General features: G+C 68.8%; 18 protein-coding genes. 12 read left to right on the top strand and 6 right to left on the bottom strand.

The annotated features are described in order from the left end of the window. Positions 1-13 precede the first annotated feature (13 nt). Positions 14-2,143, bottom strand: a complete 2,130-nt coding sequence (locus SK571_RS35810; RefSeq protein ID WP_319988537.1) for a bifunctional diguanylate cyclase/phosphohydrolase — start codon at positions 2,141-2,143, stop codon at positions 14-16. Between the two features lie 364 nt (positions 2,144-2,507). Here SK571_RS35810 and SK571_RS35805 point away from each other — a divergent pair, with 364 nt between their 5' ends. Next, positions 2,508-5,180 (top strand): AfsR/SARP family transcriptional regulator, encoded by a 2,673-nt coding sequence (locus SK571_RS35805; protein WP_319988536.1) that lies wholly within the window; start codon positions 2,508-2,510, stop codon positions 5,178-5,180. On the opposite strand, the gene SK571_RS35800 is transcribed toward SK571_RS35805, so the two are convergent. The 3 genes from SK571_RS35800 to SK571_RS35790 form a co-directional block, all read right to left on the bottom strand. After that, on the bottom strand, positions 5,181-6,047 hold the full coding sequence (locus SK571_RS35800; protein WP_319988535.1) for a M23 family metallopeptidase: 867 nt from the start codon (positions 6,045-6,047) through the stop codon (positions 5,181-5,183). A gap of 69 nt (positions 6,048-6,116) precedes the next feature. Further along, positions 6,117-6,545: a hypothetical protein gene (locus SK571_RS35795; protein WP_319988534.1), complete on the bottom strand. Its 429-nt coding sequence runs from the start codon at positions 6,543-6,545 to the stop codon at positions 6,117-6,119. A 76-nt stretch (positions 6,546-6,621) separates the two neighbouring features. Continuing rightward, positions 6,622-7,041 (bottom strand): DUF2690 domain-containing protein, encoded by a 420-nt coding sequence (locus tag SK571_RS35790; protein WP_319988533.1) that lies wholly within the window; start codon positions 7,039-7,041, stop codon positions 6,622-6,624. A gap of 130 nt (positions 7,042-7,171) precedes the next feature. On the opposite strand from SK571_RS35790, the gene SK571_RS35785 reads away from it, so the two are divergent. The 7 genes from SK571_RS35785 to cobF all read left to right on the top strand — a co-directional run bounded on the left by SK571_RS35785 (position 7,172) and on the right by cobF (position 15,656). Then, positions 7,172-7,831, top strand: a complete 660-nt coding sequence (locus SK571_RS35785; RefSeq protein ID WP_319988532.1) for a DUF2306 domain-containing protein — start codon at positions 7,172-7,174, stop codon at positions 7,829-7,831. Between the two features lie 119 nt (positions 7,832-7,950). Continuing rightward, a complete protein-coding gene (locus SK571_RS35780; RefSeq protein ID WP_319988531.1) occupies positions 7,951-8,589 on the top strand; it encodes a peptidylprolyl isomerase in 639 nt (212 codons plus the stop codon). A 327-nt stretch (positions 8,590-8,916) separates the two neighbouring features. Continuing rightward, positions 8,917-10,038 (top strand): GNAT family N-acetyltransferase, encoded by a 1,122-nt coding sequence (locus SK571_RS35775; protein ID WP_319988530.1) that lies wholly within the window; start codon positions 8,917-8,919, stop codon positions 10,036-10,038. Continuing rightward, positions 10,035-11,192 (top strand): LuxE/PaaK family acyltransferase, encoded by a 1,158-nt coding sequence (locus SK571_RS35770; protein WP_319988529.1) that lies wholly within the window; start codon positions 10,035-10,037, stop codon positions 11,190-11,192. Before SK571_RS35775 ends, SK571_RS35770 begins: the two co-directional genes overlap by 4 nt. Further along, a complete protein-coding gene (locus SK571_RS35765) occupies positions 11,189-13,675 on the top strand; it encodes an acyl-CoA reductase (RefSeq protein ID WP_319988528.1) in 2,487 nt (828 codons plus the stop codon). Before SK571_RS35770 ends, SK571_RS35765 begins: the two co-directional genes overlap by 4 nt. A 3-nt stretch (positions 13,676-13,678) precedes the next feature. After that, entirely contained in the window at positions 13,679-14,899 is a 1,221-nt protein-coding gene (locus SK571_RS35760) for a phenylacetate--CoA ligase family protein (RefSeq protein ID WP_319988527.1), read from the top strand. 13 nt (positions 14,900-14,912) lie between these two features. Continuing rightward, positions 14,913-15,656 (top strand): precorrin-6A synthase (deacetylating), encoded by a 744-nt coding sequence (cobF, locus tag SK571_RS35755; protein ID WP_319988526.1) that lies wholly within the window; start codon positions 14,913-14,915, stop codon positions 15,654-15,656. A gap of 6 nt (positions 15,657-15,662) precedes the next feature. Here cobF and SK571_RS35750 read toward each other — a convergent pair whose 3' ends face one another. Continuing rightward, positions 15,663-16,190 (bottom strand): TetR family transcriptional regulator, encoded by a 528-nt coding sequence (locus tag SK571_RS35750; RefSeq protein WP_319988525.1) that lies wholly within the window; start codon positions 16,188-16,190, stop codon positions 15,663-15,665. Between the two features lie 133 nt (positions 16,191-16,323). Here SK571_RS35750 and SK571_RS35745 point away from each other — a divergent pair, with 133 nt between their 5' ends. The 3 genes from SK571_RS35745 (at position 16,324) to SK571_RS35735 (ending at position 20,037) form a co-directional block, all read left to right on the top strand. Next, positions 16,324-17,139: an oxidoreductase gene (locus SK571_RS35745; protein WP_319988524.1), complete on the top strand. Its 816-nt coding sequence runs from the start codon at positions 16,324-16,326 to the stop codon at positions 17,137-17,139. Between the two features lie 58 nt (positions 17,140-17,197). Continuing rightward, entirely contained in the window at positions 17,198-18,088 is an 891-nt protein-coding gene (locus SK571_RS35740) for a helix-turn-helix transcriptional regulator (protein ID WP_319988523.1), read from the top strand. A 176-nt stretch (positions 18,089-18,264) separates the two neighbouring features. After that, complete coding sequence (locus SK571_RS35735; protein ID WP_319988522.1) at positions 18,265-20,037, top strand: alpha/beta hydrolase; 1,773 nt, start codon at positions 18,265-18,267, stop codon at positions 20,035-20,037. Positions 20,038-20,129: 92 nt separating this feature from the next. Here SK571_RS35735 and SK571_RS35730 read toward each other — a convergent pair whose 3' ends face one another. Then, the gene (locus tag SK571_RS35730; protein WP_319988521.1) at positions 20,130-20,825 is read right to left on the bottom strand and encodes a PP2C family protein-serine/threonine phosphatase; all 696 of its coding nucleotides are present in this window, start codon (positions 20,823-20,825) and stop codon (positions 20,130-20,132) included. A gap of 52 nt (positions 20,826-20,877) precedes the next feature. On the opposite strand from SK571_RS35730, the gene SK571_RS35725 reads away from it, so the two are divergent. Then, positions 20,878-22,260 (top strand): N-6 DNA methylase, encoded by a 1,383-nt coding sequence (locus SK571_RS35725; protein ID WP_319988520.1) that lies wholly within the window; start codon positions 20,878-20,880, stop codon positions 22,258-22,260. The last annotated feature ends 18 nt before the right edge of the window (positions 22,261-22,278 follow it).

Below are 22,278 nucleotides of genomic sequence, written 5' to 3'. Positions count from 1 at the left end.
CACCGTCAGGTGATCAAGGCCGGAACTCCGCCGGAAAACCAGCCTCCTGAACGGACAAACCGGACGGACGCAGCGTTCCGATGCTGCCCTGGGCGTGCAGATCGAGAAAGAGGTCCACGACGTCCGGATCGAACTGCTGCCCGCGACCGGACCAGAGCTCGCGCCGCGCACGGTTCTCGTCCAGCGCAGTCTGATGTGGACGATTCGACCTCATCGCGGCCCACGCCACGCACACGGACAGAATCCTTGCTTCCGCGCGGATGTCGGCACCGCGCAAGCCGTCCGGATAACCGGCACCGTCGTAGCGTTCGTGCTGCTGCCGGATGACGTGCGCCACACCGGCGAAGCCCGGCACCATCCGCGCGAGCCGGTAGCCGAAGTCGGGGTGCTGGCGCAGCAGCCGCCACTCCTCCTCCGACAACGCGCCGGGCTTGGTGAGCACCACCTCGGGGATGATGACCTTGCCGATGTCGTGCAGGCGCCCGGCGAGCTGGGTGACCCTGATCGTGGGCGCGTCGAGCCCGAACTCCCCCGCGGCCACACCGGCCCAGCGCGACACCGACCGGCTGTGGTCGTAGCGGTGCAGCCAGCCGTCCACCCGGTCGGCGACCTGGCAGAGGAACTCCGCCATCGCGCCGTCGGTGTCCGGGTCGACCGCGGGCAGCGGCTCCGGACCGACCGCGATCCTGTTGCGCCCGGCCGCTTTCGCCGCGTACAGGGCCCGGTCCGCGATCACCACGATGTCGTCGGGACCGTCGCCGTGCGTCGGGAAGCTCGCCGAGCCGACCGACACCGTGACGAACAACGGGATGTCGTCGTTGCCCGAGTTGACCGGGATCGGTTTCTCCGCAACGCGTTCGCGCAGCCGGTTCGCGATCACGGACAGCCGGCCGGGACCGGCGTCCGGCACCAGCAGCGCGAACTCCTCGCCACCGTACCGAGCGAGCACCTCACCGGCCCTGGACGCCGCGCGCAGCCGTGCCGCGACCTCCATCAGCACGTCGTCGCCGGCGGGGTGGCCGTAGTTGTCGTTGATGGACTTGAAGCGGTCGACGTCGATGATGAACACCGCGACCGACCCGTCGCCCCGCCGGGCGCGGGAGATCTCCAGCGGCAGCTGTGCCTCGAAGAACCTGCGGGTGTGCAGCCCGGTGAGGCTGTCGGTGATCGCGAGCTTGCGCTGGTCCGCGACCAGCCCCGCGAGGCGGGCGATGATCAGCAACGACAGCAGGGCGCTGCCGGCGGCGATCACCAGGACGTCCTGCGACGACTGGCCCACGTCGTGCACCAGCATCAGGATCGGGGCGGCGAGGGCGGCCGAGCAGAGCGCGATGATCCGGCCGCGGCTCAGCCCGACGTCCTTGACGTGCGCGCGGTCCACGAGCCGCGCCATCGTCGGGTGCAGCGCCGCCGCGCCGATGCACAGGTTCGCCGACAACCAGATCGCGTCGAGGAAGTTGCCCGCGTGGTAGCTGCCGTCGAGGCGCTGCAGCACGTAGATCGTGTCCGCGGTCAGGATGCCCAGCAGGTTGCACGTCAGCAGGACGAACGCCCGCGGCCGGGGACCCGCGCCGAAGATCAGCCGCAACGCCACCACGAACAGCGCCAGGTCCATCATCGGGTAGCCGAGCGACGCGATCTTCACCAGGACCGGTGAGGTGAGGCGGGCCTGCGGGCCGATCACGTAGAGCCAGGACGCCATGCCCGCGACGACCGCGAGCACCGCGGCGTCGAGCAGGCTCGGCAGGTCGAGGCCCGGGGTGCGGCGGCGGATCAGCAGGATCACACCGGCGACCATCAACGGGTAATGACCCAGGTAGAAGATGTCCGCGTACGAGGGGTAAACCGTGTACTCGAAGATGTAGTGCGATGCGTAGAACGTCAGGTCGGCGATCGCGTAAACGACCTGGCTGAGTGCGAGGAACACCCATGGCCGCCTCCATTGGGGACGGTTGCGCCTGACACCCGCGAATGTCGCGACCGCGGCCGAAGCGCTGATCGTGCAGTAGAGCACCACCCGTACCGTTTGCCCCGTTGTCCCCGCGGGACTCACCGGAATCAGGTAGTAGACGCCCAGCAGCAGGTGACCCGCCACCAGGTACATCCACCAGGCCCCGGTGTGGCCGGTACGGAAGATGGTCACACGAGACCCCTCGTTCTACGACATCGGTCGAGCCAGGTGATGATGCCCGACTTGGGATGATCGCGGCACCGTCGTTACTCCAATGAGGTGACCCACCATTACGGACGCCACCGCAAATCCCTCTTCTGTTTTCCACCACTGCGACGGCGTTGATCTCACCGATCGCCGATCCGTGCCTGCGGGTGGTACCCGACGATTTTCGCACGACTTTTCGCTGCTCGACGGTGATTCGTGCACCTTGTGCCACTGATATTTCCGACCTGTTGGTCGGTAAGGCCGTTCACAAGACCTTCGTCGTTGACCGTTGCTCGTACGAGCGTCGCGGATGAGGTGAGAGCGACGATCAACGGACTATCGTGAGCCGGTGGACGACGTTCGGTTCGGGGTGCTTGGGCCGCTGCTCGTCACGCACGAGGGGCGGGCCGTCCGCGTTCCCGCAGGCCAGCCACAACAGGTCCTGGTGGTGCTGCTCCTGCACGCCGGTCAGACCGTCAGCGTCGACCACCTCATGTCGATCCTCTGGGACGGCGATCCGCCCGCCAGCGCGCGCAAGGCCGTGCAGGTGCACGTCTCGCAGCTCAGGAGGGCGCTGAAGGACCTTCCCGGGGTGTCGCTGCGGTGGTTGCGGCAGGGATACCGGCTCGACATCCCCGAGCGGTCGCTCGACCTGCGGCTCTTCCGCGACGCGCAGGACCCGGACGAGGCGCTGGGGTACTGGCGCGGGCCCGCGCTGGCCGAGCTGACCACGAACACCCAGCTCGCGAACCAGCTGGAGGAGGAACGGCTCGCGGCCGTCGAGCGCCGTGCCGACAAGGCGATCAGGGACGGCCGGCACCACGAGATCATCGGTGAGCTGACCGGGTACGTCGCGCAGCACCCGACCAGGGAACGGCTGCGGGGCGCGTTGATGGTCGCCCTGCACCGCGGCGGGCGGCAGGCGGACGCGCTCAGGACGTACGACGAGGGCCGCCGCCGGCTCGCCGAGGAGCTCGGGCTCGATCCGGGCCAGGAGCTGCAGGACCTGCACGCCGCGATCCTGCGGGGCGACCTCCCCGCGGTGCCGCGCGAGCTGCCGGCGAAACCCGACCCGTTCGTGGGCCGCCGTGCGGAGATCGAGCTGATCACGGGTGCGGCCGAGACGGTGATCGCCGTGCACGGACCGGGCGGGCAGGGCAAGAGCGCGCTCGCCACCGCCGCCGCGCACACGATGGCCGAACGTTTCCCGGACGGACAGCTGTACGTCGACCTGCACGGCGCCACACCGGGCCGGTCGCCGCTCTCCCCCGCCGAGGTGGTCAGGCGGTTCCTGCGCGCCCTCGGCACGCCCCCGCTGGCCGTTCCCACGGACGTCTCCGAGGCCGCCGCGCTCTACCGGTCGACGCTCGCCAGGCGGAAGGTGCTGGTGCTGCTCGACAACGCGGTGGACGCGGCGCAGGTGGGCCCGCTGCTGCCCGGCGAACCGGGTTCCACCGTGCTGATCACGAGCCGCCGGATGCTGGCGACGCTGAGCGCCCGGCACGTCCGCCTCGACCCGTTGCCCGAGGCCGACGCGCTGCGGTTGCTGGGCGACGACAGCGCGGCGGCCAGGCAGGTCGCCCGGGCCTGCGACCACCTGCCGCTGGCGCTCACGATCGCGGCCGCGCGGCTGCGGTCGCGGCCGGACTGGACGACCGCGACGCTGGCGAGACGGCTCGCGGACCAGCGCCATCGGCTGGACGAGCTGAACTTCGACGACCTCGGTGTGCGGTCGAGCTTCCAGCTGGGCTTCGAGGGCCTGGACGCCGGCTCGACCAGGGCGTTCGTCCTGTTGTGCTGCCTCAACGTGCCAACGGTGGCCGAGCCGGTGGTCCAGGCGTTGCTCGGGCAGGACGACGTCGGCCGCGCGCTGGACCCGTTGGTGGACGCCAGACTCGTGGAACCGTGCGGGCCGGAGCGGTACCGGGTGCACGACCTGCTGCGGCTGTTCGGTGCCGAGCACGTGAACGACGAGAAGCAGGAGGCGCTCACCCGTGCGCTCACGCACTACCGCGCCACGCTCGCCGCGGCTCTGAAGAAGCTGCGGCCACACGCTTATGGCGCGCTCACGTACTCCGCGACCAAGCAGGGCATCGACGAACCGTTGCGGTGGCTGACCGACGAGGCCGAGAACCTGCTGGCGGCAGCACGTTCCACTGTGGATTCACCCGCGCTGGCCGAGCACGGGCTGGCCATCGCGCACATGCTCTACCCGCACCTGTTCAAGCAGGACAGGGTCGCGGACCTGGTCGAGCTGGGCCAGATCGCGGATCAGGCCGCTCGCACCGTCGGCACCTCGGCCGCGTTGCAGACGGCGCTCCTCGTGCGGTCGGCCGCGAACCGCCGGATCGGTTCGTTCGAGATCGCTCTCGCCCAGTTGGAGGAAGTGCTGGAGGCGCGGGCCGACGACCCGTTCGGGCAGGGGCGTGCGCTGTCCGGCATCGGCACGATCCAGCGCGAGCTGGGTGAGCTGGAGCAGGCCGCGTCGACCCTGGCGCGGGCGATCGAGCTCACGTCGGAGCACGGACCCGCCGGTGCGCAAAGGGTTCCGCTGTCCGCACTGGCCCAGGTGCACCAGGTCGCCGGACGGTACGAACAGGCGCTCGACGCCGCCGTGCTGAGTCTGAAGCTCGCCCGTGAGCACGAGGACGAGGCGGGAACGGCGTACGCGCTGGCCTCGCAGGGACAGGCGTTGTTCAGGCTCGGCAGGCTGGCGGAAGCCAGGGCCGCACTGGGCGAGTGCATCGAGCTGTGCCGGGTCACGGGCGAACACAACGACGAGTGGCAGGCGCTGCTGTGCCGCGCGGAAGTGCTGCTGGCCGCGGGAAAGCCCGCACAGGCCATCACGGACGCCGAACGCTGCCTGGAGATCACCGCTGCTCGCGGCGACCGGTACGGCGAGGGCGTCGCCCATCTCGTGCTCGCCAGGGCAGGCCGGGAAAAGCACGCGGACCGGGCGGCCGAACTGCTCGGCACACCCGGTCTGCGCAGGGACAACCTCTTGGACAGCCTGATCGGCTGATCAGCCGCAGTGCTCGAAACCGCTGGTGTAGCTGGAGGAACCGACCATGCCGCCCCACTTGACGCACTTGCCGGGCGCCTTCTTCTTCACAGGGCCGGCGTAGTAGCCGTACTCGTCACGGTCGGTCGTGCGTGCGGCGCCCTGCACCTCGAGGAACGCGCCGACGTCCGACGCCGTGCCGATCTTGGTGGTCTTGATGGCGACCACGCAGTTGTAGCCGTTGGAGGCGTTGTACAGCAGGGAGACCCGCGCACCGGTCACGTTCGCGCCGTCGATGACCTTGTAGCCGTCGCCGCAGGCCTCTTCTGGCGTGTACGGATTGGTGGCGCCACCGCCGCCGCAGTTGTTGCTCTTGTAGTTCTTGGAGCCGTAGTACAGCGCCTGCGAGCCGTTCATCACGATGCGCTTCGGGTCACCGTTCTGCAGCTGTTCGAAGTGCAGGTGCGGGCCGCTGGAGTTGCCGGTGCTGCCGACGTTGCCGATCTTCTGGCCCTGCGTGACGCTCTGGCCGACCGAGACGCTCTGCGCGGACAGGTGCGCGTAACGGGTGGCCCAGCCGCTGCCGTGGTCGATCTCGATCCAGCGGCCGTAGCTCTCGCTGCCGCGGTTCTCGACGCGCTTGACCTTGCCGGCCGCGGACGCGACGACGACGTCGCCCTGGGCGTCGGCGCGGCTGAAGTCGATGGCCTCGAGCGGGCTGTGCGGGTACTGGTGCGTCGGGCCGCGGGTCTGGCCCTCCCACGTCTGTCCACACGGGAACGGCATCTGCCAGTTGGTGGCGGCGGAAGCCTGCGGCCCACCGATCACCAGCACTCCCAGACCGATCGCCAGGCCCGCTGCCGCGGACAGGATTCTCTTGACGTTCATGACTTCCCCTCGTTCACCCGAAGGTCCGGCGGACCTCGGAGTACGGCGTGCTGTGCGGTCTTGCTGACATCAGCAGCGGGTGCTCGACCTGCCCTGACGCTCGTTCGAGCCCCACTGGATCAGACCGGCGGCGTGCGTGCAGGAGGAGAGCGTGCTGGCACCGGAGGACCAGACCTCGGCCTTGTTGAGCTCGCACTTCGTGTCCATCAACGTGGGACGGCCGCCGTCCTCCTTCGCGACGGACGCGCAGAAGTACCACTGCGAGTGCGAGCTGCGGAAGCTCTCCCAGACGTAGGTGTAGGCGAAGTTCTTGTTGCATCCCTTGTACTGCTTGACCGAGCCGATCTGGGTACCGGCGGAGTTGGTGATGTAGCCGGTGGAACCGATCTGGTCCACCCTGGCGCACCCCGGCGCCGCCTGCGCCTGTGCGGTGAACCCGAGCATCGCGGCGGCCACCACTGCCGCGGCGCCGACGGTGCTGGCGATCTTGCTGAACATGCTTCTCCCTCAATGGTTCTGCGACGTGGTGCGGAGATCGGTCAGTCGGTGATGTAGCCGGTCACGGCGCGCCCCCTCAGCAAGCGCTCGACGCGAGACGGGCGGTGCGGTGCACGCCGTTCTTGTCGACGTAGAGCACCTCGCCTCGGGCGCAGCCGGGCGCGTGGACCATGTTTCCCCAGTGGTTGCCGGGCGTTCCCGCCGCGACGAAGCCGACGTGGTCGCTGCCCGACCACACGGTGATGCGCAGAGCCGAGTCGCCACCGGAGTAGTTCGAGACGCGCACCCAGTTCGTCCTGCAACCGGGCGACCAGCGCAGCTCCGCCGTACCGCCCGTGTACATGGGCGCGGTGTCCGCGGTCGTCGAACCACTGCTGCATCCGGCGGCCACCGGGTCCTCGCCGTTGCACCCGCGTCCGCTGCAGGACGCGGCCTGTGCGTCCGGCGCCATGAGGAGCGTGAACGCGGCTGCGGCGATCAGGGCTGTCGACTTCATGGCGCCGACACTGCTGACCGGCGCTCACAGCGATCTGACAGCTACACCCCGTCAGATGTCAGCGAGGTGTCAGAAGGCCACGTCAGCGAGCGGTGCGCGGTCGGTCAGCGGGAGCGGCCATGGTGACGCCATGACGTGGTTGCGCAAGCCCTGGGTGGGCCCGTTGGCGTTCGTGGTGGTGGCGTTCGTGGCGTTCTCGCTACCGCCGTACCTGACCGGTGATCGTCTGCAAGCACGCGTGCAGTCGGACTGGGGACCGCACTACCCCTTGCTCGTCATGCACGTCGTGTGCGCGTCGATCGCGATCGTCACGTGCGTGGTGCAGATCTGGCCGTGGTTCCGTGGCCGTTTCCCCTTGTGGCACCGCCGCATCGGCCGTGTCTACGTGTTCGCCGGTGTGCTGCCGTCCGGGCTGTCCGGTCTGGTCATCGGCTGGATGACACCGTTCGGGCCGGTCGCTCAGGTGGGCAACGTGCTGCTGGCGGTGCTGTGGCTGACCTTCACGTGGCTGGCGTGGCGGGCGGCCCGGCAGCGCCAGTTCCGCGACCACCGCAAGTGGATGATCCGCAGCTTCGTGCTGACGATCTCGATCATCACCAACCGGATCTGGGGCGTGCTCGCGTTCCTGTTGCTGGCCGATCGCGTGCCGGAGGCGGAGCTGCCGCACACGATCGCCGGCATCTCGACGTGGGCCGGGTGGACGATCCCGTTGCTGCTCTCGCAGTGGTGGCTGGAGTGCAAGCCCCGTCGGCGTGCCGTGGCCGAGCAGCGGGAGGCGGTCAGCGTGTGAGGTCAGCGGCCTTGGTCGTCGAGTTCGCGGGCGAGCCACCTGCCGTGCAGTTCGTGCAGCACGCGGACGGCCTCGTCCGAGGCTGACAAGGCGTTGTGCGGCGACTACGTTCGGCAGTCATGAGGCTACTGCTCGCTGTCCTGATGATGGTCGTCCTCGCCCCGGTCGCGTCCGCAGCACCGGCAACCCCCACCGCACGCTGCGAGTTCATCCCGACGCCGGACAACCCGGCCGCCCGCCCGGTCCAGCCGCCCAGCGCCGTCGTGCCCGCTCGCGGCACCGTGAAGGTCACCATCGTGACGAACTACGGCGTGGTGATCGCGAACCTCGACCGCGCCAACGCCCCGTGCGGCGTGGAGAACTTCGCCCACCTGGCGCGGAGCTGGTTCTACACGATGTCGCAGTGCTGGCGCCTGACCAACACCTCGCGCCTGGGCGTGCTGCAGTGCGGCGACATCTACCGCGCCGAGGAGGGTGGGCCGGGCTACCGGTTCGCCGACGAGGTGACGGGCGAGGAGACCTACCCGCGCGGCACCATCGCGTACGGGAACCAGGGGCCGGGCACGAACGGCAGCGAGTTCTTCATCGTGCACTCGTTCGCCAACATCAAGCCGCTCTACACCGTGATGGGCCACGTCACCTACGGCATGGACACGCTCGACCGGATCGTGAAGGCCGGGATCGTGCCGCAGCCGGACGGCCTGCTCGACGGCGCACCGAAGAAGCCGGTGAGGATTTTGCACGTGCTCGCTCACTAGTTGCTCATTTTCCGAGTAGTCGCCGTTTCGTTGAAATGGCGACTACTTGCGTTTCAACTGGTAAGGCGAAATTCCGGTACGCGATCTCCGTCACACGTCTCACCTGGGCCTATTGGGCCATTGGAACCATCGGGCATTAAGGCGGATTTGATACTCGTTGTGATCCCGCTCGCCCTCAGGAATCAATTCCGCAGCTCCAGCGCTCAGGTCACCTGAACGGCGGTAGTACCAACCAGTAGCCTGCATTTCAGGCAATCCCGTCGCATTAACAGGAAGTCGTGCCCCGTGCATCGGCTTGTTTTCGCATGCACTGAAGGAGACACACGAGTGGCACCCGAGTTCGAGCCGGCTCGACTCGACGACGTCGACGACCTGCTCAGGCTCTACCGGCGGGCTCACGGCGCGAACTACCCCATCGCGATGGGCACCGACCCCGACGTCATGGCCGCCGAGATCGAGGCCGCGCACACCACGTGGCTGGTGTGGCGCGGGGACGGCCGGGTCGTCGCCTCGATCACCGGACACGTGGAGAGCGCGGACCGCCTCGGCAAGATCGCCGGGCTGGTCGTCGACCCGGACGTGCAGGGTGGCGGCATCGCGCACCGCGCCGTCGGGCAGATCACCGGCCGCATGCTCGCGAGCGGCGAGGTCGACTCGGTCTACGGCACCGCGCGGACGATCCACCTCGCGCCGCAGCGGGTGTGCCTGCGCAACGGGTTCCACCCGCTCGGGCTCGTGCCGAACCTGTTCAAGCACGCCAAGCGCGAGACGATGACGTTGCTGGCCAAGCACCGCGACGGTGTTCTGGAACAGCGGGCGCAGGTGCACAAGGTGCCCAGGAGTCTCGAAAAGCTCGTCATGGCCACGCACGCGAAGATGCCCGTGCTGCCCGAGTTCGTCGAGGACACCGCCTTCACCGCCGCCGAGTCGTCGCGGCTGGAGGTCGTCGAGGCGCCTCAGTTCGTGCAGCGGCACTTCGAGCACACGATCAACGACCCGGCGCGGCGGTTCTACCCGTTGCACAGGCCGAACGTGCTGCTGGCCGACGAGCGCGGCGAGTACCAGATCTACGGGCACCTCAACCGGCACGACGGCTACTGCACGATCTTCGGTGCCACGCCGAGCCCCCAGGCACTGCTCCCGCACCTCGGCGGCGTGATCGACACGCTGGCCGGACTGGGCGCGCCGCACGTCGAGACGCTGGTGCCGCTGCACGAGTTCGACGAGCTGAGTGCGTTGCTGGCCTTCGGTTTCCTGCCGGTGGCGCTGTACCCGGCGATGCGCAAGGACGGCGATGTCTACCACGACTACGTGGTCATGGTGCACACGCCGCAGCCGCCGGACTTCCGCGGGCTCGCGATCGACGAGGCGTTCCGGCCCTTCACCGAGCAGTACATCGAGCTTTGGACGCAGAAGTTCCTCAACACCAACGGAGTGTACTGGTCATGACTCCCTCCTTGGGCACGAACCCGCACCTCGGTCCGGCAACGGTGCCGGACCCATCGCTGCGCGCCGTCCAGGCGCTGTGCGACATCGCGGCGCCGTACGACCACAGCGACACGGACCTGTTCCTGGAAGCGATGAACGAGTCGAACCGCTGGCACGCCCAGCGCAACGAGTTCTTCCGCAGCCTGTGGAACGGCAAGCCGCTCGAGGACGTCACGGACCAGCCGTTCGTGCACGCCAACTTCTTCAAGATGCACGAGGTGCTGTCGGTGCCGCGCGACAAGGTCGTCGTGCACGCCACCTCCTCCGGCACGACCGGGCAGAAGTCGCAGATGTTCTGGGACGCCTGGACCCTGCGGGCGGGCCAGCGGATGGTCGCGCGGATCTACGACCACAACGGGTTCATCTCCCCCGAGCCGGTGCACTACCTGATCAACCTGAACCAGCCGGCACCCGGCGTGAAGCTCGGCAGCTCGTTCACCGGCCAGTTCATGACCGACTTCGCGCCCGTGGAGTCCGTCGACTACGGCCTCGCGCACACCGGTACCGGGCACGAGTTCGATGCGTTCGGCAGCATCCGCGCGCTGCGGCGGTTCGCGGACAGCGGCCGGCCGGTGCGGATCTTCGGGTTCCCGGCGTTCCTGAGCTTCACCATCGACCGCATGCGCGCGATGGGCGTCGAACCTCTGCGGCTCGACGAACGCTCGATGGTGTGGTTCGGCGGTGGCTGGAAGGGCAACGCGGACAAGCAGATCTCCAAGTCCGAGCTGCGCGCGAAGGTCACCGAGATGCTCGGCATCCCGGACGTGCGGATCCGCGACAGCTACGGCTCCGTCGAGCACTCGGTGCCGTACGTCGAATGCGCACACCACAACCTGCACGTGCCAACGTGGTCACGTGCGATCGTCCGGGACGTCCGGACGCTGGAACCGCTGCCGTACGGCGAATCCGGCTATATCCAGTTCGTGTCCCCGTACATCACCTCGGCGCCCGCGCAGAGCGTGCTGATGGGTGACCTGGCCGCGCTGCACGCACCTGAGGAGTGCGGTTGCGGCAACGAGACCCCGTGGTTCGAGATCCTCGGCCGCGCCGGCGTCTCCCGCAACCGTTCCTGCGCCATCGCAGCGGCAGAGCTTCTAGCCCGGAGGACTTCATGAACAGCCAAGGCATGAGGCACTTCTGGCAGGGCGAGTGGGTCGGTGACGAGGCCGTGGCGCCGCGGCTCGACACCCTGGACGACCGCACCCAGCAGGTCATCACCGGACCACGCCTGAACCCGCTCGTCGTACTCGCCGCCGCCGAGAAGCTGGACCTCGATCAGCACCGTGCGGCGCTGGTCGCGTGGGGCCTCGACGAGGTGGAGGTCGACGAGACGCTGGACGCGCTGCGGCACGCGTTGAGCCGTGCTTCGCTGGAACGCAAGCTGAAGCGCGAACTCGGCAACCTCGACCCGGCACGCATGGTCCGCTTCGACTTCCGCACGCCCACCTACGAGGCCTGGGTGCCGCTCGGCCTGCTCGCCCACGTGACGGCGGGCAACGCACCCGCCGCCGGTGTCCTGAGCGCCGTCGAGGGCCTGCTCTCGGGCAACCTCAACGTCATCAAGGTCGCGTCGGACGACTCGGGGTTCACCGCCGAGGTGCTCGCCGCGCTGGCCTCGCACGACCAGACCGGTCAGATCGCCGCCCGGCTCGTCGTGCTGCACTTCTCCTCTTCGCGCACCGACTGGATGTCACGCGTGCTCGGCGCCGCCGACGCCGTCGCGGTGTGGGGCGGCGAGGAGGCGATCGCCGGCGTCACCGAGCTGGTCAAGCCCGGCGCGCGGGTGATCGACTGGGGACCGAAGCTGTCGTTCGCCTACCTGACCCGCGACTCGTGGTCCGATGTGGACACCCTGCGCGCGCTGGCCGCGGACGTCTGCCGGCTGGAGCAGCAGGCCTGCTCGAGTCCGCAGGTGATCTACCTCGACACCGAGGACTCGTCCCAGGTCTTCGCCTTCGCTGAGCGCTTCGCCTCCGTGCTGGAGCAGACGGGGCCACCGACCCGCGAGCCCTCGCAGGCCGAGTGGGCGGAGATCACGAACACCGTTCTCGTCACTCAACTGGAAGAGCACCTCGGGTTCACGAAGGTCCACACCGGCGAGAACTGGCGTGTGCTGGCGGACGTGCGGTTCGCGCCGCGCACCTCGCCGTTGTTCCGGACGGTGTGGGTGAAGCCGCTGCCGCGCAAGCAGATCACCTCCGTGCTGCGGCCGATGCGCCGTTACCTGCAGACCGTCGGCCTCGCGGCGGACCGGCCCGACACGGCCGCGCTCGCGCGTTCGTTCGTCTCGGTCGGCGTGCAGCGGATCACCACACCGGGTTCGATGCTCGGTGGTTACAGCGGTGAGCCGCACGACGGCGTCTACGCGTTGCAGCGCTACAGCAACCGGGTGTCCGTGCAGCTCGACGACAGGTTCGCCGCGGACGCCTCACTGGACGACCTGGCCGAGTCGCGGCAGCTTCCGATCCCCCCGGTTCCGGTGACCCCCAAGTCGGACTTCGAGACGCTCCAGGACCGTCCGGCGGACGTGTACTTCCGCAGCGGTGGCAGCTCCGGCGCCCCCAAGCTGTCCGCGTACACCTGGGCCGACTGGGACGAGCAGATGTGGGTCGGCGCCGAGGCGTTGCTCGCCACCGGGCTGGACCCGCGCCACGACCGCGTCATGAACCTGTTCTTCAACGGGCACATGTACGCGAGCTTCGTCAGCTTCTTCTCCGCGCTGGAGCGGATGAACGCCGTGCAGTTCCCGATGGGCGGCGAGTGGGGCCAGCTCGACGCGATCGCGCAGGCCGTTGTGGACAACCGCGTCGACACGCTGCTGACCGCGCCGTCGTTCGTGCAGCGGCTCTTCGCCGAGCACGGCTCAATGCTGAAGGAGTACGGCGGCATCCGGAAGATCTTCTACGCCGGCGAGCACTTCGGGGCCCAGGCCATCGCGCGGCTGCGGGACGAGTTCGGCGTCGAGATCATCCGCTCGGCCGCCTACGCGACGGTCGACGCCGGCCCCGTCGGTTACCAGTGCCAGGCGTCGTCCGGCAAGGTGCACCACCTGTTCACGAGCCTGCACACCCTCGAAATCCTTGATCCCGAGACGGACCGTCTCGTCTCGTCGGGCGAGCCGGGCAGGCTCGTCTTCACCACGCACACGCGGCGTGGCCAGCGGCTGGAGCGCTACGAGATCGGCGACCTGGGCCGCTGGGTCCCCGGCGACTGCCCGTGCGGCCGCCAGACGCCCCGGTTCGAGCTGCTCGGACGCACCGGAGACGTGTTCCGGGCCGCCGCGCAGACGCTGAACTACCGGCGGTTCCTCACGATCCTGGAGGACGAGCACAGCTACTCCGGCGCGTTGCAGGTCGAGCTGAACGAGGACGCCGGCGGGGAAGAGCTGGTCGTGCGGCTGGAAAGCAGCCGCGCGCCGGAGCCCGCGGTCACACATCGCACGCTGCTGTCGCGGTATCCGGAGGTCGCGGAGGCCGTCGAGCAGGACGGGCTGCTGACCGTGCGCGTCGTGAACGCTCCCCTCGCGGACTTCCAGCGGACGAAGAGCAGCGGCAAGTTGATCGCGGTCGTCGACCAGCGCAGCAGCAGGAGCGTGTGAACCATGTCCGTGCTCGACCTCGTCTGCTACGCCCGCACGCACTCCCCGTTCTACAAGGACCTGTACGACGGCTACGACTCCTCGACGCCGCTGTCCGAGCTGCCGGTGGTCGACCAGGCCGCGTTCTGGGCCGCGAACACCGTCCGCGACAACCAGGTGCTGACCCGCGCGCACACCGACGGCCTGATCTTCAAGACCGGCGGCACCACCAAGGCCCCTCGCGTCTCGTTCTACACCAACGACGAGTGGGACGCGATGTGCCGCACGTACGCGGAAACACTGCCCGCAACAGGACTGCGGCACGGTGACCGCGTCGCGAACCTCTTCGCCGCCGGCGAGCTCTACTCCAGCTTCATCTTCGCGCTGAACGCGTTGCAACGCTCGCCGATCGACCTGGTGCAGCTGCCGATCACCGGCAGCGCGCCGGTCGAGTTCACGCTGAGCACGATGCAGGACTTCGACGCCACCGTCGTGGCGGGCTTCCCGACCACGCTGTGCCGGCTGGCCGCGCACGTCCGTTCCGAGGCGGGCTCACTGCCTTCGGTGCGGCTGGTCCTGTTCAGCGGTGAGGCTCTGTACGACGACCAGCGCGCACTGCTGCTGCAGGCGTTCCCCGGCGCCGAGTTCCGTTCGTTCGTCTACGGCAGCGTGGACGGCGGGATCATCGGCACGGCGGTGCTCGGCTCGGACGACCCGCGGGTGTTCCGCTCCTTTGTGGACAGCTCGGTGCTGGAGATCGTCGACGCCGACACCGGCAAGCCGATCACCTCACCAGGACGGCCCGGCCGGTTGCTGCAGACCGACCTCACCCGGCGACTGCAGCCGATGATCCGGTACCCGGTCGGCGACCTGGCCGAGTGGGTCGACGTCGAGGACGGGATCTTCCGCCTGCTCGGCCGCGCCGACGAGGGCGCGCGAGTCGGACCCGTGACGCTGCACCTCGACCACCTGCGGGCCGCCGTCGACCGCGCCGGGATCGCGCACAACGGCGTGCAGGTCGTGATCCGCCGCCTCGACGCGCGGGACCAGCTGGTGCTGCGCATCGCCGGCGCGGCGCAGGACGTCTCCGCCGTGCAGGCAGAGGTGTACGTGATCAGCCCGCGGTTCGAACTGCAGGTCGGACGCGGCGTGGTGGCACCGCTCGCGGTGGAGTGGGTGCCCGCGCTGGAGGTGAATCCCCGCACAGGCAAGACCGTGCGGCTCCTCGACGAGCGCCCCGTGTAGTTAGTGTGTGCCGGTGCGAAAGATCCTGGTCATCGGTATCGGCGCGGGCAACCCCGACCACCTGACGGTGCAGGCCGTCAAGGCGTTGCAGACGGTCGACGTGTACTTCGTGCTGGACAAGGGTTCCGTGAAGCAGGAGCTCGTCGACCTGCGCGCGTCGATCCTGGCGGAGCACGTGACGCGCCCGTACCGCTGGGTCGAGGGCCGGGACCCGGAGCGCGACCGCAACCCCGCCGACTACAAGGCGACGATCGACGCCTGGCGCCGCGACCGCGCGAACGTCGTCCTGGGGTTGCTGTCGGAACTGGGCGAGGACGAGATCGGGGCGTTCCTGGTGTGGGGCGACCCGTCCCTGTACGACTCGACGCTGGCGATCCTCGACGACCTGCTCGCGCGCGGCGAGTCGTTCGAGGTGGAGGTCATCCCCGGCGTGACGTCGGTGGCCGCGCTGACCGCGGGTCACCGGGTGTCGCTGAACCAGGTCGGCAAGCCGGTGCAGATCACGACTGGCCGCAGGCTGGCCGCCGGGTGGCCGTCCGATGTGGACGACGTGGCCGTGATGCTGGACGCGTCGTACTCGTTCGAGGGCGTCGACCCGGACACGTGGATCTACTGGGGCGCCTACCTCGGGATGCCGGACGAGATCCTGGTGTCGGGCCGTGTCGGGGACGTGGCGGCGCGGATCCGCGAGGTGCGCGACGAGGCCCGTGCGCGCAAGGGCTGGATCATGGACACCTACCTGCTGCGCAGGCCCTGATCTGGGCTACTCCGCGATCAGGCGGCTGACCGAGCGCTCGACGAGTGCACGGGTCGCGTTCGGGGTGGTGAACGCGAGGATCGACATGTGCACGACCATGTCCAGGAGGTCGTTGGCGTTGAACTCGGCCGAGATCCTGCCTTCCATCTGCGCCCGCCCGATGGCCTCGACCTTGTGCCGGTACGCCTCGGCCTCCGCCGCGGGAATGGCATCGAAGCCGTTCTCGAGCCGGTGGTAAGCCGCGAGCCTGAGCAGCTGCGGCTGGTCGCGGTAGGAGTCGAACAACCGGCCCGCGTAGCCGGGCAGGTCGTCAGGCGTGATCGGGACCTGCTGGATCATGCGGTCGATCTGGATCTTCAGCAGCTCGTCGAACAGCCCCTCCTTGCTGCCGAAGTAGGCGTAGATCATCGCCTTGTTGCACCCGGCCTTGGCCGCGATGCGATCGACCCGCGCGCCGGCGATGCCGTACTGCGCGAACTCGTCCATCGCCGCGTCGAGCAGCTTGGCCTTGGTCGCTTCCTTGTCCCTCACCACACCCCGCATCCTAACCAACCGGTTGGTTCTGACAACTAACCGGTTGGTTGACAGGTCCGCGCCTGTCTGGTTGCCTGGTTCTAGCAACCAAACAGTTAGTTGACTCAACCAACCGGTCAGTCAGGAGAGCGTCATGAAGGTCGCACTGGTCACGGGTGCCTCGTCGGGGATCGGCGAGTCCACGGCGGTCGAGCTGCGCAAAGCCGGCTACACGGTCTACGCGGCGGCGCGCCGGGTGCAGCGGATGGAGGGGCTCGCCGCGCAGGGAATCCGGGTGCTGGAGATGGACGTGACGCGAGACGAGTCGATGATCGAGGGCGTCAAGAAGATCATCGCGGAGGCCGGGCGGATCGACGTGCTCGTCAACAACGCCGGGTACGGGTCGTACGGCGCGGTCGAGGACGTGCCGCTGGACGAGGCGCGGTACCAGTTCGAGGTGAACGTGTTCGGGCTGGCACGGCTGGTCCAGCTGGTGTCACCGCACATGCGCGAGGCCGGGCGCGGCCGGATCGTCAACGTCTCGTCGATCGGCGGACGGATCTACGAGCCGCTCGGGGCCTGGTACCACTCGACGAAGTTCGCGGTCGAAGGGCTCAGCGACTCGCTGCGGCTCGAGCTGAAGCCGTTCGGGATCGACGTCGTCGTCATCCAGCCCGGCGGCATCAAGACCGAGTGGGGCGGGATCGCGGTCGAGAACCTGAGGAAGACCTCCGGCGGCGGCGCCTACGCGGGGCAGGTCAAGCAGTTGGCCGGGTTCTTCTCGCAGATGGATCGCGCGAGTGAGCCGAAGGTCATCGCGGACGTCATCGTGAAGGCCGCCCAGGCCCGGCGACCGCGGACCCGGTACGCGGCGGGGTTCGGGGCGCGGCCGATCCTGTTCGCGCGCAGGGTGCTGTCCGACCGGGCGTTCGACGCCCTGTTCCTCGGGGCGATGCGCCGGTTCGCCTAAGGCCGGTTGCAACCATCTGACCAGGTACCTTCGGTTCAGAACCACCGAGGGGAGTCGTGTGCACGAGGGGCTGTCGCCGGAGGCCGAGAAGCTCTACCTGGCGATGCTGCGCGGAGACGTCACCGAGCCCGGCCCGGCACACGAGGAGCTCGAACGACTCGGACTGATCAGGAACAACGACGTGCGCCCGCCGCGGTCGGCGCTGGCCGCGATCGCGTCGGGGCACGAGGCCGCGGCCGCACGGGCCAGGGAGACCGCCGAGGTCCTGGCCGCCGCCTACGCCGAGCGCGGTGCGAAAGAGGTCGACTTCGTCGAGGTCCTCAAGGACGCGGACGAGGTGATCAGCGCGTTCGAGGAGATGCAGAGCCAGGCCAAGTCGGAGATCCGGGCGCTCGATCCCGGTTCGTACCTGAGCCCGCAGCCCGAGGCGAGTCCCGCACAACCTCCGGCGCTCGCTCGCGGCGTCGCCTATCGGGTCGTGTACGAGTCGGCGTTGCTGCAGAGCGAACGCGGGTTCGCGTCCGTGCAGGAGAGCATCGCGGTGGGCGAGCAGGCGCGGACGTTCCCGGGCGTGCCGCTGAAACTCGTGATCGCCGACTCGGACCGGGCGCTGATCGCGGTGCCGACCGTCACGGGCGGGAACGTGGTCGCACTTCTCATTCACCCGTCCGTGCTACTGAGTGCGTTGAGCGAGTTGTTCGAGGCGTTCTGGCGAATGGCGGTGTCGATCACCCCCGGCGGCCAGGAGGACAGCCAGCAGGAGCCGACCACGGCCACCCGGAGGCTGATGGCACTGCTCAGCGCCGGTCTGACGGACGAGTCGATCGCGCGCGAGCTCGGCGTCAGCGAACGCACGGTGCACCGCAGGGTGAGCCGGCTGCAGCAGTTGCTGGGGGCGCAGACCCGGTTCCAGCTCGGCGTCCAGGCGTCACGGCGAGGTTGGCTCTAGTCACCCCGTGTCACAGAGCTGACGATCTTCATCACTCTGTGAACACGATCGGTGACGGTTTCCAGACATGGCGACTTTCTGCCATCACCCAAGAGTGTTAAACGCAGTTTTTTCCCTTCTCCTCTGTTGCAAGCGCGGTCTCACCCAGGCCGTGCGGGGGCAGGAAGGGATCTACCGTGAGGAAGTACTTCAGAGGCGGCATCGCCGCGGTCACAGGGGCGCTGATCGCGACGAGCATCGTGCTCACGCCGACGGCGAGCGCGGCCGCCAAGCAGGACCCGGACACCCAGGCACTCGCGGGTGCCCTCGCCACGCAGAAGGTGACCTGGGAGGAGTGCACCTTCCCCGGCGTGGCCGAGGAGACCGTCAAGAGGTTCAAGACCGTCAAGGGTCTCGCCTGCGCGACCATCCAGGTCCCGCGCGACTGGCACAACCCGGCCGACGGCAACACGATCGGCATCCGCGTCTCCAAGACCGAGACCGCGTACAAGGGCACCAGCCGCCAGGGCATCGCGCTGGTCAACCCCGGTGGCCCCGGCGGCTCCGGCCTGCCGTGGGGCGCGGCGATGGCGCTGCGCGCCCCGGTCCTCGCCGGCCAGTACGACTTCATCGGCTTCGACCCGCGCGGTGTCGGCCTCTCCACGCCGCTCACCTGCAGCTACACCGTGCCGAACAGCACTGACATCAACGTGCTGAACAAGGCGAAGGTCGACGGCTGCCTCGAGAACCCGCTGACCAAGTTCATCACCACCGAGCAGACCGCTTACGACATGGACTTCATCCGCGTCGTGCTCGGCGAGAAGAAGATGAGCTACATCGGCTACTCCTACGGCACGTGGCTCGGCACCTGGTACGCCGCCACGTTCCCGAGCAAGGCGCACCGATTCCTGCTCGACTCGGCCGTCGACGCCTCGCAGACGACCCTCGAGAACACCTGGGACCTGCAGCCGCGCACCCGCGACCGCCAGTTCCAGGAGGCGCTGCTGCCGTACATGGCGCGCAACGACGCCGAGTACGCCCAGGGCACCGACCCGATGGAGATCCGCCGCAACTGGGAGAAGGCCGGCGGCACCCGTGAGTTCCTGGGTCAGCTGTTCGTCGCGTGGTTCGTGATCCCGGCCATGTACGACACGAGCCAGTACCCGACCGCCGCCGCCGCGGTGTCCGCGGTGATCGGCACCCCGGCCGCCACCGGCACGGACGCGGAGAAGGTCGAGCAGCTCGTCTCGAAGATGCTGGCCACCAAGGGCCTCACCGACGAGAACAAGGCGTTCATCGCGAAGGCCAAGGCCAACGCGCTCGCCGCGATCGCCAAGAAGGAGCGCGTCGCGGTGAAGACCACGACGGCCGCCGCCGAGGTCGAGACCTGGGACGCGACGTTCGAGGCGATCCGCTGCCAGGACGGTCAGTGGAACCAGAACCTGCACTACTGGAACTACTGGCTCGCCGACCTGACCGTGAACGCACCGTTCATCGCGCCGTTCATGAGCACGCCGCTGTGCGCGTACTGGCCGACCAAGAACGCGATGCCGAAGCCGGACAAGAAGACGTTCCCGCGTCTGCTGGTCGCGCAGTCCGAGCTCGACGCCGCCACCGCCTACGAGGGCGGCCTCGCCACGACGAAGGCTCTGCCGAACGCCAAGCTGATCAGCGTCGACAACGAGGGCTCCCACGGCCTGTTCCCGTACAACACGGACTGCGTCGACGACCCGATCGTCTTCTTCTTCCAGACCGGCGCCACCCCGCGCAAGCAGTTCACCGGCTGCCAGGCGCTCCCGCTGCCCGGTGAGGACAAGACGTTCGAGGTCGGCGGCAAGCTCACCAACGGCAAGGTGAAGATCAAGATGATCACGCCCGCGGTGAAGGAAGCCAACAAGATCGTCAAGGACCTGCTGAGCGGTTCCTCGACGGCCAGTGCCGACGAGTCGGGCATGCCGGCCAACCTGTAACACCCTTGTAGAACCGCGGTCCCCGGCACGCTGTGCCGGGGACCGTTTCCATCTGCGTCGGTCAGCCCGGCGCGGTCACACAGCACTCCTTGCTAGCGCTGCCACCACTTCTTGCGGGCCACGTCGATGACGACGCAGGTGATGTTGTCCGGGCCGCCGTTGCCGTTCGCCAGCGCGATCAGCTGCCAGGCCGCTTCTGTTCCGTCCTCAGTGGACAGGAGGACGTCGTGGACGTCGTCGATGTCGGTGTAGTCGGTCAGGCCGTCGCTGCAGAGCAGGTAGCGGTCCTCGATCTTGGCCTGGTGCCACGTGAGGTCCGGGTCGTGCGAGTTGCCGGACTGCAAGGCGCGCAGCACGTAGGCGCGCCGCGGGTGGACCAGGGCCTCCGCCGGTGTCATGCGACCGGCGTCCACCAAAGCCTGGACCATCGTGTGGTCGTGGGAGATCTGGCGGAGTTCGCCTTCCCTGAGCACGTACGCGCGGGAGTCGCCGATGTGCGCCAGCTGGAAGGCGAGGCCCTCCCACCGAATGGCGGTCAGCGTGGTGCCGGCGCCCTGGGGTGTCTCGGCGTCGAGTCTGCGCGCGATCTCGGCCACGGCGGGCCCCAGGTCGCCCTCCCAGCCCGCGAGGACGTTCACCGCGAGCGCGCTGGCCACTTCGCCGTGCTCGTGGCCCCCCATGCCGTCCGCCACGGCCTGCAGGTCCGCGCGGACGTAGACCGAATCCTCGTTGTGCTCGCGAACGAGCCCAGGATCGGTCGCCACGGCGATGCGCAGCTCGTGTGTCATGTCTCCAGTAGATCAGTTGTGAAGTGAGTTCACAAGCAATACGGTTGTGAACATGGATGAGACGGTCAACGCCGGTGACATAGCGCGCCTCGCCGTTGTGGGGCGGGCGGCCGTGTCGAACTGGCGGCGGCGGTTCGAGGACTTCCCCTCGCCGGTCGGTGGGACGGCCTCCAGTCCGTTGTACCTGTTGCGCGACGTGGAGTCATGGCTTCGGCGCAACGGGAAGCCGTTCCGGGTCTCGCCGGCGGAGCGGTTGTGGACCCAGTTGCGGACCGCCGACGATCTGAAGCTCGGCGAGGCACTGGCCGCGGTCGAGGCCGACGCGGAGACGTTCGAGTTCCTGCACGAGCGGTACCTGGAGGCCCACTCGCGGCTGTTGAACCCCACTCCGCCCGAGGTCGTCGAGGTCGTCCTGGCCACGACGGACGGGGACACGGTGATCGATCCGGCGTGCGGCACGGGGAGTCTGCTGAAGGCGTCGAAGGCGCGGAACAAGATCGGGCAGGAGCTCGATCCCGTGTCCGCGGTCATCGCGCGGCGCCGGATGCCGGCCGCGCAGATCTTCACCGGCGACTCGTTGCGGCACAACGGGGTCCAGGTGAAGGCCGACGCGGTGGTGTGCGATCCGCCGTGGCACGACCGGGCGTGGGGGCACGAGGAACTGGTCGGCGACGCCCGGTGGACCTACGGCCTGCCGCCCCGCGGCGAACCGGAGCTGGCCTGGTTGCAGCACTCCCTGTCGCTGGCGAAACCCGGCGGGCTCGTGGCGGTGCTGCTGCCGTCCGCGGCGGCGTCGAGGAGGCCGGGCAAGCGCATCCGCGGCAACCTGCTGCGCGCCGGGGCACTGCGCGCGGTGATGACCGTGCAGCCGGGGCGCGACCTGTGGCTGCTGCGCAACCCGATCGGCCGCGCGCCCGAACACATCGCGCTCCTGGAGGCACCGGGACCGCTCGACCCGAACACGAGGGTCATCGACCTGCTGGACGACGACGTCGACCTCAGCCCGTCGCGCCGCAGCGGCACCGACACGTCCGCCTACCTCGCGGCACAACCGACGTTCGGCCTGCCCCCGCTGCCCGAGCTGCGGCACCAGGACACTCCTCCGATGACCACGATCGGCGAGCTGGTCCGCGCGGCTCCCGGCAAGCACGTCGTCACGTCCCCCACCGGCGCGACCTACGAGATCGATCCGCGCAAGGTCGACCCGGACTTCCTCGAAGGCGTGCTGCGCGCGGCGTTCTCCAGGACGCCGACCGGCTCGACCCGGCTCGACGTGCGCCGGACGCAGGTGCCGTCGCTGCCGCTGGCCGAACAACAGCGGTACGGACAGGCGTTCGCCCAGCTCAAAGCACTGGAAGCAGGCTTGGACGAGGCAGCCGCACTGGTCCGTTTGGGCTACACTGGACTTCTGAGCGGACAGGTGGGGCCGGCGTGATTCCGGCAGATTCACCCG

Origin of the sequence: Lentzea kristufekii (assembly GCF_033949925.1) — a bacterium.
Classification (GTDB): domain Bacteria; phylum Actinomycetota; class Actinomycetes; order Mycobacteriales; family Pseudonocardiaceae; genus Lentzea; species Lentzea kristufekii.
This window is presented reverse-complemented; position numbering and strand designations above follow the sequence as displayed.